This is a genomic window from Stagnihabitans sp. (assembly GCF_964946895.1).
Window position 1 is genome coordinate 23431 of the sequence record NZ_CBBQHX010000012.1, and the last position, 11838, is coordinate 35268.

Annotated in this window: 12 protein-coding genes; 9 read left to right on the plus strand and 3 right to left on the minus strand. The window is 63.2% G+C overall.

The window, feature by feature from the left end:
- Positions 1–16 precede the first annotated feature (16 nt).
- Positions 17–946: an NAD(P)-dependent oxidoreductase gene (locus AC1Y2B_RS09770; RefSeq protein WP_482252894.1), complete on the plus strand. Its 930-nt coding sequence runs from the start codon at positions 17–19 to the stop codon at positions 944–946.
- Positions 947–1062: 116 nt separating this feature from the next.
- Here AC1Y2B_RS09770 and AC1Y2B_RS09775 read toward each other — a convergent pair whose 3' ends face one another.
- On the minus strand, positions 1063–2229 hold the full coding sequence (locus AC1Y2B_RS09775) for an MFS transporter (RefSeq protein ID WP_482252895.1): 1167 nt from the start codon (positions 2227–2229) through the stop codon (positions 1063–1065).
- A gap of 194 nt (positions 2230–2423) precedes the next feature.
- On the opposite strand from AC1Y2B_RS09775, the gene AC1Y2B_RS09780 reads away from it, so the two are divergent.
- From AC1Y2B_RS09780 to AC1Y2B_RS09790, 3 genes are all read left to right on the plus strand, one after another.
- Positions 2424–3629: an MFS transporter gene (locus AC1Y2B_RS09780; RefSeq protein ID WP_482252896.1), complete on the plus strand. Its 1206-nt coding sequence runs from the start codon at positions 2424–2426 to the stop codon at positions 3627–3629.
- On the plus strand, positions 3626–4030 hold the full coding sequence (locus AC1Y2B_RS09785) for a (R)-mandelonitrile lyase (protein WP_482252897.1): 405 nt from the start codon (positions 3626–3628) through the stop codon (positions 4028–4030). The genes AC1Y2B_RS09780 and AC1Y2B_RS09785 overlap by 4 nt, the downstream gene beginning before the upstream one ends.
- A gap of 99 nt (positions 4031–4129) precedes the next feature.
- A complete protein-coding gene (locus AC1Y2B_RS09790; protein ID WP_482252898.1) occupies positions 4130–5743 on the plus strand; it encodes a GMC family oxidoreductase in 1614 nt (537 codons plus the stop codon).
- 3 nt (positions 5744–5746) lie between these two features.
- Here the strand turns inward: AC1Y2B_RS09790 and AC1Y2B_RS09795 are convergent, their stop codons facing one another.
- Together AC1Y2B_RS09795 and AC1Y2B_RS09800 are read right to left on the minus strand one after the other, a co-directional pair.
- The gene (locus AC1Y2B_RS09795; RefSeq protein ID WP_482252899.1) at positions 5747–6763 is read right to left on the minus strand and encodes a zinc-dependent alcohol dehydrogenase family protein; all 1017 of its coding nucleotides are present in this window, start codon (positions 6761–6763) and stop codon (positions 5747–5749) included.
- A 21-nt stretch (positions 6764–6784) separates the two neighbouring features.
- Positions 6785–7135, minus strand: a complete 351-nt coding sequence (locus tag AC1Y2B_RS09800; protein WP_482252900.1) for a cyclophilin-like fold protein — start codon at positions 7133–7135, stop codon at positions 6785–6787.
- 105 nt (positions 7136–7240) lie between these two features.
- Between AC1Y2B_RS09800 and AC1Y2B_RS09805 the strand changes: the two genes are divergently transcribed.
- From AC1Y2B_RS09805 to AC1Y2B_RS09825, 5 genes are all read left to right on the plus strand, one after another.
- The gene (locus AC1Y2B_RS09805; RefSeq protein ID WP_482252901.1) at positions 7241–8131 is read left to right on the plus strand and encodes a LysR family transcriptional regulator; all 891 of its coding nucleotides are present in this window, start codon (positions 7241–7243) and stop codon (positions 8129–8131) included.
- 213 nt (positions 8132–8344) lie between these two features.
- Positions 8345–9088 (plus strand): SDR family oxidoreductase, encoded by a 744-nt coding sequence (locus AC1Y2B_RS09810; protein WP_482252902.1) that lies wholly within the window; start codon positions 8345–8347, stop codon positions 9086–9088.
- A gap of 26 nt (positions 9089–9114) precedes the next feature.
- Complete coding sequence (locus AC1Y2B_RS09815) at positions 9115–9951, plus strand: SMP-30/gluconolactonase/LRE family protein (RefSeq protein ID WP_482252903.1); 837 nt, start codon at positions 9115–9117, stop codon at positions 9949–9951.
- A 103-nt stretch (positions 9952–10054) separates the two neighbouring features.
- Positions 10055–11041: an Ldh family oxidoreductase gene (locus tag AC1Y2B_RS09820; RefSeq protein ID WP_482252904.1), complete on the plus strand. Its 987-nt coding sequence runs from the start codon at positions 10055–10057 to the stop codon at positions 11039–11041.
- Between the two features lies 1 nt (position 11042).
- A complete protein-coding gene (locus AC1Y2B_RS09825; RefSeq protein WP_482252905.1) occupies positions 11043–11828 on the plus strand; it encodes an SDR family NAD(P)-dependent oxidoreductase in 786 nt (261 codons plus the stop codon).
- The last annotated feature ends 10 nt before the right edge of the window (positions 11829–11838 follow it).

The window sequence follows — 11838 nt, forward strand, 5'->3', positions numbered from 1 at the left end:
TGCAAGGAACTGAATGATGACCCAAAAACCCGTCATAGGCTTTATCGGACTTGGCTTCATGGGCCACGGTATGGCGAAAAACCTGCGGCTGAACGGCTACGACCTTTGGGTCAAGGGCCGCGCCAACCGGACCCCGGTGGAAAGCCTGCTGGCCCTTGGCGCGCAAGAGGCTGGCAGCCCGAAGGAGATGGCGGAAAAGTGTGACATCATCCACATCTGCCTGTCGAACTCGCCACAGATCGAAGCCACGATGCGCGGCCCCGATGGAATTTTGGCGGGCGCGCGCCCCGGTTTGATCGTGATCGACACCTCCACTGCCAATCCAGGCTCGACCGAGGTGCTGGCGGCGGAACTGGCGGCCAAGGGGGGGCATTTTGTCGATGCTCCTCTGGGCGGCACCCCGGTTCAGGCCGAAGATGGGCAACTCAGCGCCATGGTCGGCTGTGACGAGGCGATCATGGACCAGATCACCCCGGTGATCAGCGCTTGGGCCGCCCGCATCACCCGCATCGGCCCGGTCGGCAGCGGCCACAAGATGAAGCTACTGATGAACTTCATCAGCCTGTCCTATGGCGCCCTGTTCTCGGAGGTTGTGGTGCTGGGCGCCAAGGTCGGCATCTCGGCCCAGACCATCCGCGAGGTGATCTCTCCCAGCCGAATGGGTTGCGGGTTCTTCGAGACGTTCATGGGCTACGTCGTGGACCGCAACCGCGACAGCCACAAATTCTCGATCGCCAATGCCGCCAAAGACCTGCGCTATGTCAACGACATGGCGTCGGATGCGCAGATGATGAACGTGATGGCCGCAGCGGCGCAGCATTACTACAGCCATGCGGTCGCAACGGGGCACGAACAGGATTATGTGCCGATGCTCTCTGATCTGGTCGGAACCCTGAACGGTGTGGACATGGCAGAGGCGGTCGCCGAGGGAGCGAAAGCCGTCTGAGGCAAGCATTGGGCGCAGCCCCCCGCCGAGGCGACTGCGCCCGTCACGAACTATGCATATACCCCGTGACCGATAGTCGCCCCATTCCGCGCCCCTGTCAAAACCGGGGTATAACATCAGGTGATCACCCTTTTTGGCCGCAGGCCCACCAGCCCTGCCGCAAGGGCAGAAGCCACGATGGCCGCCAGAAAAACCGCCCAAAGCCCGACTCGGTCGGCGATCTGGCCCAGAAGCAGACCCGAAACCCCCATCGAAAGGTCAAAGAAGGCCGAGTAATAGCCCAAGGCCCGTCCCACCCGCTCTGGCGCCACGGCACGCACCGCTTCGCGGCCTAGGGCGGGGTAGATGAAAGCATAGCCGGCACCCGCCAGAAAGCTCGCCATCAGGGCCACGGTTTCAAAGCCGCCCTGCATCAGTCCCGCCAGTCCCAGCATCTGCACCGACAGAAAGACCAACGCCGTCTTGCGCCCGCCCAGCCGGTCGGGAAGGCTGGAAAAGGCCAGCCGCATCAGCACCAAAGCCACGGCAAAGGCGCTGAATGGCGCCCATGTCGGCTGCCAGCCCCGGTCCAGGAACAACAGGACCGAAAAGAACGCCATGGCACTATAGCTGAACCCGGCCAGCCCCGCCGCCATCCCTGGCCGTGCCACCGCCGCCAGAACCGACGACCCCTTGCCGATCGTCTTGGGCACCGGCACCGGGCCAGGTCGAGGCAAGATCAGGACCGCCGTCAAGACCGGGATTACCAGCGTGATCCAGGCGATCCCGCCAAAACCCATGACCGCATAAAGCGTCCCTCCCAATGGTCCGCCCACAGCCAGCGCCACATAAAGCGCTGTCCCCGTCCAACCGATCACCGCGCCCGCGCGATCCTGTCCGGCCAGCGCCAGCCCCCAGGATTGACCGGAAGTGATGATGAAACTCTCTGCCCCGCCCAACAGAGCCCGTGCCAACACAAGGCTGGCCAAAGCGCTGACTGGTGTGGCCGCAAGCAGCACCGAGCCGAGGTAAAATCCCCCGGCGGCAAAGCTTAAGGCCAAACCTGTCAGCATGGCGGCCTTGGGCCCCCTGTGGTCCGCCATCCGGCCCGACCAGATGCGCGCGATGACCGCGCTGATGAACTGCGCCCCGGCTACGGCCCCCACCACATCCGCGCCAAAACCAAGCTCGGCGTGGATATACAACGGCAGCGTGGCCAGCGAGGCCCCGGTGATCAGAAAGATCATGGCCACCGCCAGAAGGGCTGGCAGAACGGCGGCAAGCAAGGAACGGTCGTCGCTCACGGAGGCCTCGAGTCGGGAAAGGGATGCCAAAGGATCGCGCTTTGTTGAAGAATGTCCAGAGAACTTTTCGCTGGGGCAATGTGATCTTGCTTCCATTTATCGACGCCGTCGATAAGGCCAATGGGCCTTGCGCCATAGTGTCTGCGGCCACGATGCCCTATGTTAGACGTATCCCCACCAAATCCCGAGGTCCCGTGACCGGCTTGTCCAGCCCAAACGAAGCAGTCACGCGCCCGGCTTGGGGTGGCGTGCTGGCGATGACGCTGTGCGTCATGGTGTTGATCGCATCCGAATTCATGCCAGTCAGCCTGCTGAGCCCCATTGCCCGTGACCTTGGCCTGACGGAGGGGCAGACTGGGCAGGCCATCTCGATCTCCGGTCTGTTCGCGGTGATCTTCAGCCTGACATGGCACCGGGTGCTGCGTTCGACGGATCGGCGCCGGGTGATGACTCTTATGGCCGGATTGTTGGCCCTATCTGGAACGTTGGTCGCCTGCGCGCCTGATTTCCTGACGCTGATGGCGGGGCGGGCCGTGCTGGGGGTAGCGATCGGCGGGTATTGGTCGCTTGCCACGGCGGTGACCTTACGCATCTTGCCCGGGCCCCAGGTGGCTGCGGGCATGGCGATGACCAGCGCCGGGGTCGCCCTCGCCTCGACCATTTCGGCCCCTTTGGGAAGCACATTGGGCGAGGTGATCGGCTGGCGCTGGACCTTCTTTTCCGTGGTGCCGCTGGCGCTGATTGCCATGGTCTGGCAGGCGAAGGCCCTGCCGTCTTTGCCCGCGCTGGGGCGAAAACGAGACAGCCTGGGCCTGCTGGTTGATAAAGGCGTGCTTTGGGGCCAGGCGGCGCTGCTGACCTTCTTTGCCGGGCAATTCATGCTGTTCACCTATCTGCGGCCATTTTTGGAGCAGATCACGCAGGTTTCCGTCCCGGTTCTTTCCGCGCTGCTGCTGATCTTGGGGCTGGCCGGTGTGCTGGGCAATGTGCTGGTCCGCATGGCCCCGCGCATCGGGCCGGACCGGCTGTTGGTTGGCGTTCCCTTGGCCATGGCGCTGATCGCCGGGGCGCTGGTGGTCTGGGGCGCGGACCGGCCGGTTGTAGCGGTGCTGCTGGCCCTGTGGGGCTTTGCCGCGGCCCCGGCCCCGGCGCTGTGGGGGATGCGGCTGACCCGCGCCCGCCCCAACGATGCCGAGGCGCTGGGTGGCCTGTTCGTGGCTACAATACAACTGGCCATCATGCTGGGTGCGGTGTTGGGCGGGTTGGTGATGGACCGCGCAGGCCCGCTTGCCACCGCTGGCGTGTCTACTGCCTTCCTTGCCGTCGCCACAGCCATCGCGGCCCGCGCCTGTAGCGTGCTGGCCCATTCTTCATCCCTTCAACACAGGAGTTCGCCATGAAAATTCAGACCCCCGGCAGCCTGCCCTCCATCGAAGGCCCCAGCGACTGGTTCACGGGGCGGGTGCGCATTGACCCGCTTTTTCCCTTCGATTTGCCATCCAGAATGGGCGGCAATGCCGTGACGTTTGATCCCGGTGCGCGAACGGCTTGGCACACGCACCCCGTGGGTCAAGTCCTGATCATCACCGCAGGGTGCGGCTGGGTTCAGCGTGAGGGTGAGCCCGCCCGTATGGTGCGCCCCGGCGACGTGGTGCGCTTTGCGCCGGAAGAACGGCACTGGCACGGCGCTACCGCCACAACCGGCATGACCCACATCGCCATTCAGGAGTACCTCGACGGAGTGCCGGTGACATGGTTGGAGCAGGTTTCATCCACCGACTACACCGGTCCCATGGCATGACCTTTGCACGGGACGGCAAGGGCCTTTGCGCCGCTCCGCCTGCTTTGCGCTTGAAAGGGCAGGGCTGCGAGCGTCCATTTGCGACAAATGGAGGCGCGCATGGACGTTTATGATTACATCATCGTGGGCGCGGGCTCTGCCGGGTGCCCGGTGGCGCGGGCTTTGTCGGAGGATCCTCAGGTCAATGTCCTGCTGATCGAGGCGGGGCCGCATGCAGACCGGTTCTGGGTGAACACGCCTGCCGGGATGGCCAAGTTGTACTTCAACGAAAAGCTGAACTGGAATTACCACACAGAGGCGATGTCCCAGTTGAAAGGCCGCCAGATGTATTGGCCACGCGGCAAGACCTTGGGTGGGTCGTCCGCGATCAACGGCATGATCTTCATCCGAGGCCATGCCAAGGATTTCGACAGCTGGCGTGATCTTGGCAACCCCGGCTGGAGCTATGAGGACGTGCTGCCCCATTTTCGCGCGATGGAGCATTTTGAGCGGCGTCAGGATGCCTTTCGCGGGCAAGGCGGGCCGTTGAACATCAGCGATCCGGTGGTCGTCGAACGCTCCAGCCTTGATTTCATCGAGGCAGCGGCACGGCTTGGCCATGAAAAGACCGAGGATATGAACGGCCGCGTGCATGACGGCGTGGGCCTCATGCAGCACACCATCAAGGGTGGGCGTAGGCATTCGGCCTTTGCGGCATTCATCAAGCCTATCCTGCACCGCAAGAATCTCAGCGTGTTAACCGATGCTCCGGTCCAGCGTGTGTTGTTTGAAGGTCGCATGGCCACCGGGGTCGAGGTGCTGCATCAGGGCCGCAAGCGGCAGATCACGGCGCTGCGCGAGGTGATCTTGTCGGGAGGGGCGATCAACACGCCTCAGCTTTTGATGCTGTCGGGCGTAGGTCCGGGGGCAGAGGTGACGCGGCACGGGCTGCCGTTGGTGCTGGACAGTCCCGGAGTGGGCCAGAACCTGCAAGACCACTTTTACATCCACACCGGGTGGCGAGCGACGGCGGACAGTTCGTACAACACCAGCCTTGCGGGCCTGTGGAAGTATTGGGAGGGGTTCAAATACCTGATGACCCGGCGCGGTTACCTTGCGCTCGGGTCGTCTCAGGTTGCGGCATTCGTGAAAAGCGCGCCCGATGAACCCTATGCCGACCTGCAGATCAGCTTCCGGCCCATGACCTTCCAGTATTTCCCCGATGGCACGGTTGCGGTGGAAAAGCGGCCCGGCATGGGGGTTTCGGTCTATCAATTGCGCCCGCAGACTGCGGGGACGGTGACATTGCGTTCGGCCAACCCGGCCGACAAGGCGGTGTGCGCGCCGCATTTCCTGACCGATCCCTATGACATCGGGGCGATGATCAGCGGCATCATGCAGATCAGGCAGATCATGGGGACCGAGCCCGTCAAATCCCGGGTTGTGGCCGAAGAGGTGCCAGGGCCGGGGGTGCGGACCGATGACGACATCTTCCGCTACATGGAGGAAACCGGCAATTCGGCGCACCATCAGGCTGGCACCTGCAAGATGGGGCAGGATGCCATGGCGGTCGTGGACGCGCGCCTGCGGGTGCGCGGGATAGAGCGGTTGCGGGTCGTTGATGCGTCGGTCATGCCGCACCTGACCTCGGGCAACACCAACGCGCCGACGATCATGATCGGCGTCAAGGGAGGGGAGATGATCCGGCAGGACTCAGTTCCCCGCCGGATCTGAGGGTCAGACCTTCAGGATAACCTTGATCGCCTCACGAGCATCCATCGCGGCATAACCTTCCGCCACACGCTCGATCGGCAGTTCAAGGTCGAACACGCGGCCCGGTTTGATCTTGCCCATCAACACGCGGTTCATCAGGTCGGGCAGGAAACGGCGCACCGGGGCCGGGCCGCCCAGCATGCGCTTTTGCGCAAAGAACATATTTGCCCCGTCAAAGGCCACACCATGCGGCACGCCAACATAGCCGATGCTGCCGCCCGGACGGGTGCAGGCGATGGCTTGATCGAACGATTCTTGGTGGCCCACGCATTCCAGCACAGAATCCGCGCCAACGCCCTTGGTCATCTCCATGACGCGGGCGATGCCCTCGGCCCCGCGTTCCGCCACGATGTCGGTGGCGCCGTAGTCCAGCGCCAAGGCCTGCCGCGTGGCATGGCGGCTCATGGCGATAATACGTGCGGCCCCCATTTCCTTGGCGGCCAGAATGCCCATCAGGCCGACCGCGCCATCGCCCACGACAACCACCGTGCCACCCGGCCGCACATTGGCGGCATCGGCGGCGTACCAGCCGGTGCCCAGAACGTCAGAGGTTGCCAGAAGGTCGGCGATCTGGTCATCAGCCGGCATCTCCAGCGTCGGCACCAAAGTACCGTCTGCCAAGGGCACGCGGGCATAGGGGGCCTGCGCGCCCGACATGAACTCTCGTTGCACGCAGGAGGATTGGAAGCCATACTGACAATGCGGGCAGCTGTTGTCGGACAGGCAGAACGAGCCTACGACGAATTGGCCCGGCTTGATGGTGCGGACCTCTGACCCCACCTCGACCACCACGCCGCAGTATTCATGGCCCATGTGCATTGGCTGATCCATCGGCTGCAACCCGCGATAGGGCCACAGGTCAGACCCGCAGATGCAGGTGGCCGACAGTTTGATGATGGCATCGGTGGGCTTCAGGATCTTGGGGTCATCCACGGTTTCGTAGCGAATATCCTTGGGTCCGTGCAGAACGGTTGCATACATCGCAGTCTCCAATCTTGGGGTTCAGGACAGCAGGGAAAGCCGCAGCAGGAATTTGCCGCGTGTCATCAGGGGTTTGGGGCCAGAATCAAGCCTGCCCAGGCGGATCAGGCCGGGGGAATAGCGGTATCGGTCATAGTAGAAAACCAGATTGCCCCAAGGCACGTAGTAACACAGATCACCTACCGCCTCAGATGCGAAGGGGCCAGCGCCCCGGTCGGTCATCTTGCGCGGCAGGTAGGCAATTTTCTCGTTGGTCGAATAGTCCTCGATCGTCAGTTCCAGGGGCAGCAGGGACAAAAGATCGCGGGCCGAAGGGTTACCCTCCAGCGTCGCGGTGAAAACATGGGCACCGAAAGCGCATTCGATCTGCATGGACGCTCGCATCAAGGTCTGCGTGAAGGCTAACACCAAGGGCATTGGATGATTAGTGCTGCCAATCCGCTTGATCTTATCGACAGGGCGCATAAAAGGGGCGGCATGGCAGACTATGATCTGAACGATTTCCAGTGGTTTCTGGTTCTTGCGCGCGAGAAAAGCTTTACCCGGGCGGCGGCGAAGCTGGGTGTTGCGCAATCGACCCTCAGCCATACGATCAAGCGGCTTGAGGGGCGGTTGGGTCTGCGCCTGTTCGCCCGCACCACCCGCAGCGTTGGTCTGACAGATGCGGGGCAACGGTTGGTCGAGGCTGTGGGGCCAAGGCTGGAAGCGATTGAAACTGACCTTGCCGTGCTGATGGCGGCGCAGGACGCGCCCTTTGGCTCGGTGCGGATCACTCTGTCGGACCACGCGATGGAGTGGTGCATCTGGCCGCGCATTGGCCCGGTCTTGCAGCGCTATCCCGGCATCCGGCTGGAACTAAACTGCGAAAGCAGCCTGCGCAACATTGTCGAGGACGGGTTTGATGCGGGCATTCGTCTGGGTGAAAGTCTGGAAAAGGACATGATCGCCGTCCGCGTCAGCCCCGATTGGCGGTTGGTGGCCGTGGCCTCGCCCGGCTATTTGGCGGATCGCCCGCTGCCGCAGAACCCGCGCGACCTGATGGCCCATACCTGCATCAACCTGCGCCACTCCATCGCCGGGGGGTACTATGCCTGGGAATTCGCCAAGGCCGGGCAAGAGATGCGCGTGCGGGTCGAGGGGCAACTGACCTTCAACTCCTCTCGGGCCGCCGTACAGGCGGCGATCGAGGGGCATGGCATTGCCTACGCACCCGAAGATCTGGTGACAGCCCCCCTGCAAGACGGGCTACTGGTTGCCGTGCTGGAAGACTGGAGCCCGCATTTCCCCGGTTATTTTCTGTACTATCCCAGCCGCAGCCAAAACGCGCCCGCCTTTACCGCGATTGTAAACGCCCTGCGGGTCCGTTGACCTTTGCGGTATAGGTGAAGGTCTTTTCCAAGCCCACCCATATCGGTGCCTACACCCTGCGCTTAGACTGCGCCCGGAACCCGCGCCCGTAATCTGGCTCGGCGGAGGACTGGATGCGCAGAACCCAGGGGCTTCACGCCAAGGCCCGGATGGGCCTTGGCCCGGTTCCTGCCGTTTGCGCCCCCGGATGAACACGAAGGAAAGGATACCACAATGCCCCTACTGACCGGCAAGATCGTACTTATCACCGGAGCGCTTGGCACCCTCGGCCGCGCCATGGTTGCGCGTTATGCCGAAGAAGGCGCCCATGTCGTAGCCCTTGACCGGCCCGACGCACCCAACCCGCAAGAGGCGCTGGACGCCATCGTCAAAGGCGTGCGCTTTTTCGGCTGCGATCTGAATGATCTGGTTGGCACGGAAAAGGCGGCTGCGGCCCTGGCGGAAGAGGTTGGCGGCTTTGATATTCTGGTCAACAACGCGGCTTACGTGGTGAACAAGGGCCACGAGGAATTTTCCATCGAGGAATACGAAGACGAGGTGCGGATCAACTCCTCGGCGCCCTTCGTGCTGATGCGGGTCTGTTCCAAGCACATGAAAGCCAAGAAATACGGCAAGATCATCAACATGACCTCGCTGACGCTGACCGGGCATTGGGATGGGTTTGTGCCCTATGTCGCCTCCAAAGGGGCGATGTACGGGCTGGTCAAGTCAATGGCGCGGGAATTGGGCATCTACGGCATCTGCGTCAACGGCATCAACCCAGGCGCCATCGTGTCCGAGGCCGAATGGCGGCACTTTGGCGCCAACCGTGAGAAGTACCACCAGTGGATATTGGAAAACCAAAGCCTGAAGCGCCGGATCGAGCCGGTGGATATCGCCAACACCGCTATCTTCCTTTCGTCCTCGCAGGCTGATCTGATCAGCGGGCAGGATATCCACGTGGACGGCGGCTGGTAACAGTCCGGGCGAAGGGGGAGGACGGCATGCGCGACCACAAGGCCGAAAAAATGGCCGAGGATTTCATCTTTCTGGAAGGCGCCAAGTGGCGCGACGGTAGGCTTTGGGTGTCAGATGTCTTTGACCACAAAGTTTACCGCCTTGGCCTGAACGGCGAGCGTGAGAAGATCGCGGATGTGCCCCACCGCCCCTCGGGCCTTGGTTTTCTGCCGGATGGGACGCCGATTGTGGCTTCCTCCAAGGACTTTCGGCTATATCGGATCGCGGCGGACGGGATCGAGGAATACGCCGACCTCACGCGCCATGTCGGCGGCCACGTCAACGACTTTACCGTTGACCAAGCGGGGCGCATCTACGTCGGAAATTTCGGCTACGACTACGATGGGGGGGAGGCCGTGCGGTCCACCCACATCCACCGCGTCGATCCGGATGGGTCGATTTCCATCGCGGCCTCGGATGTCGAATTTCCCAATGCCATGGTCATCATCAACAACGGCCGCACGCTGGTCGTGGCAGAGACATGGCGCGGCAAGCTGACGGCGTTTGACCTTGCGGACGGCGTCCTTTCGAACCGCCGCACCTTTGCCGATCTTGGGCCGCGCCAGCCCGATGGCCTGTGCGCCGATGCCGAAGGCGCCATCTGGACCGGCTGTTTTAACACGGGCGAGTTTCTGCGGGTGTTGGATGGCGGCCAGATCACCGACCGCGTGGCCTTTGACGGCTGCGGTGTGGCCTGCGTCATTGGCGGGCCGGACCGGCACACTTTGTTCTGCACCGTCTATTGCGGCCCCGTCGAGGATTTGGTCGCCGGACAGCGCAAGGCGGCAGTCTTTACCGTCACGGTCGATGTCGGTGCGCCGTAGCGCCATTATTGCACGCGGCGCAAAAATCGTCGCCGCCCGCTGGCGGTGGCGATGGCGCCGCATTCTGCGCTAAGCCTGAAGCCGAACAAGGGGAGGAACCCGAATGCAACTGACTTTCGCCGAGGCCAAGGCGCTTGCCGTCGATGTCCTGTCCCACCAAGGCATGCCCGCGGATCACGCAGTCATCGTGGCCGACCATCTGATTGACGCGGCAGGCGCGGGCCACGCCTTTGCAGGCCTGCCTCGTGTGATGGCTTTGGTGGAGCATCTGAAGGACCATCCCGCAGGTGCGCCCATCACGGTGACCGAGCGTGGCACGGGTGCGGCGGTGATCGACGGGGGCGGGAACAACGGCTATGTCACCTCGCTGATCGGCATCGACAAGGCGATTGATCTGGCGCGCAAGTCCGGGGTCGGCGTGGTGGGCATCCGCGACACATGGTTCAGCGGGCGGCTGGCCTATTATGTCGAACGGGCGGCGCGGGCGGGCTTTATCGCCTTTCACACCGCCAGCACGCAGGCGCGGGTCGCCCCGGCAGGCGGCATCGACCGGATCTTTGGCACCAACCCCGTGGCCTTTGCCTTTCCCTGCGAGCCGGAGCCACTGGTGATCGACTTTGGCACCGGTATGACGACCTGGGGCAATGTTTTGTTGCGCCGCAAGCTGGGACAGGAATTGGACCCCGGTTCCGCCGTGGATGCCGAAGGCAACCCGACCAACGATCCTTCGGCCGCGCTGGAGGGCGCTTTCCTGCCTTGGGGCGGCCACCGCGGCTATGGCCTGGCGCTGGTGGTGCAGGTTCTGGCCATTCTCGCCGGTGGCAAGATGGTGGCCGAAGAGGTCACCGACAGCGGGTTTTTCTTTCTGGTGATCGACCCGGGCCTGCTAGGTTCGGCAGATGATTTCACACAGAACGTGACCGACCTTGTCGCCCATATCGAGGCCTCGCGCCCCGCGCCGGGCAACGAGAAAGTGCGGGTGCACGGTCGGAGCAGCCTTGCCAAGCGCGCCACGGCGAAGGCGGCTGGCACGATCGAAGTCGATCAGGCGGTCTTTGACACGCTGGTCGGGATGCGGAAGGGGAACTAGGATGCGGTTGAAGGACAGGGTTGCGATCATCACGGGCGGGGCCTCGGGCATCGGCCTCGCAGCGGCGGAACGGTTCGGGCAAGAGGGCGCGATCCTTGTGCTGGCCGACATCAATCAGGGTAACATCGACCGCGCCTCGGTCGCGCTTTCGGCCAAGGGGTACCGGGTGCATGGCCAGATCTGCAACGTGACCGATCAGGCGCAAACGCGCGAGATGGCGCGGGCCGTGGTGGAAAAGCTGGGGCGCATCGACATTCTCGTCAACAATGCCGGGATCAGCCGCTATCGCCCCTTTGCCGAGGCCACTTCCGAGGATTGGGATCTGGTGCTGGGCGTTGACCTGAAGGGCGTGTTCTTCTGCTCCCAAGCTGTGGCCGACACGATGCGGGCGCAGAAATATGGGCGGATCGTCAATATCTCCTCGGCCTTGGGCACTGGGGCCGCACCGCATGGCACGGCGGGCAGTCCGGGGGGGTCTGCGGCCTATGCGTCGGCCAAGGCGGGGGTCATCATGCTGACCAAGACCCTTGCGCGGGAACTGGGCCCGGATGGTGTGACGGTGAACTGCGTGGCACCGGGGACGTTCCTGACGCCCATCTCCGCCTCCAGCCGGACGCCAGAGCAGGTGCACGAACACCTTGAATACCGCAAGAAAACCGTTGTCCTGAACCGGATCGGAACGCTGGAAGAGCTGGCCAACACGATCCTGTTCTTTGCCTCGGACGAATCCAGCTATGTCACCGGCCACACGTTGCATGTCGACGGCGGCCGGTCAGACCGCATGTAAAGGAAATCCC

Excerpts from the sequence above, each read along its gene's own strand:
- AC1Y2B_RS09820 (WP_482252904.1), top strand. The coding sequence starts at position 10,055 with ATGCAACTGACTTTCGCCGAGGCCAAGGCGCTTGCCGTCGATGTCCTG.
- AC1Y2B_RS09825 (WP_482252905.1), top strand. The coding sequence starts at position 11,043 with ATGCGGTTGAAGGACAGGGTTGCGATCATCACGGGCGGGGCCTCGGGC.
- AC1Y2B_RS09790 (WP_482252898.1), top strand. The coding sequence starts at position 4,130 with ATGGACGTTTATGATTACATCATCGTGGGCGCGGGCTCTGCCGGGTGC.
- AC1Y2B_RS09800 (WP_482252900.1), bottom strand. The coding sequence starts at position 7,135 with ATGCAGATCGAATGCGCTTTCGGTGCCCATGTTTTCACCGCGACGCTG.
- AC1Y2B_RS09805 (WP_482252901.1), top strand. The coding sequence starts at position 7,241 with ATGGCAGACTATGATCTGAACGATTTCCAGTGGTTTCTGGTTCTTGCG.
- AC1Y2B_RS09795 (WP_482252899.1), bottom strand. The coding sequence starts at position 6,763 with ATGTATGCAACCGTTCTGCACGGACCCAAGGATATTCGCTACGAAACC.
- AC1Y2B_RS09770 (WP_482252894.1), top strand. The coding sequence starts at position 17 with ATGACCCAAAAACCCGTCATAGGCTTTATCGGACTTGGCTTCATGGGC.
- AC1Y2B_RS09815 (WP_482252903.1), top strand. The coding sequence starts at position 9,115 with ATGCGCGACCACAAGGCCGAAAAAATGGCCGAGGATTTCATCTTTCTG.
- AC1Y2B_RS09810 (WP_482252902.1), top strand. The coding sequence starts at position 8,345 with ATGCCCCTACTGACCGGCAAGATCGTACTTATCACCGGAGCGCTTGGC.
- AC1Y2B_RS09785 (WP_482252897.1), top strand. The coding sequence starts at position 3,626 with ATGAAAATTCAGACCCCCGGCAGCCTGCCCTCCATCGAAGGCCCCAGC.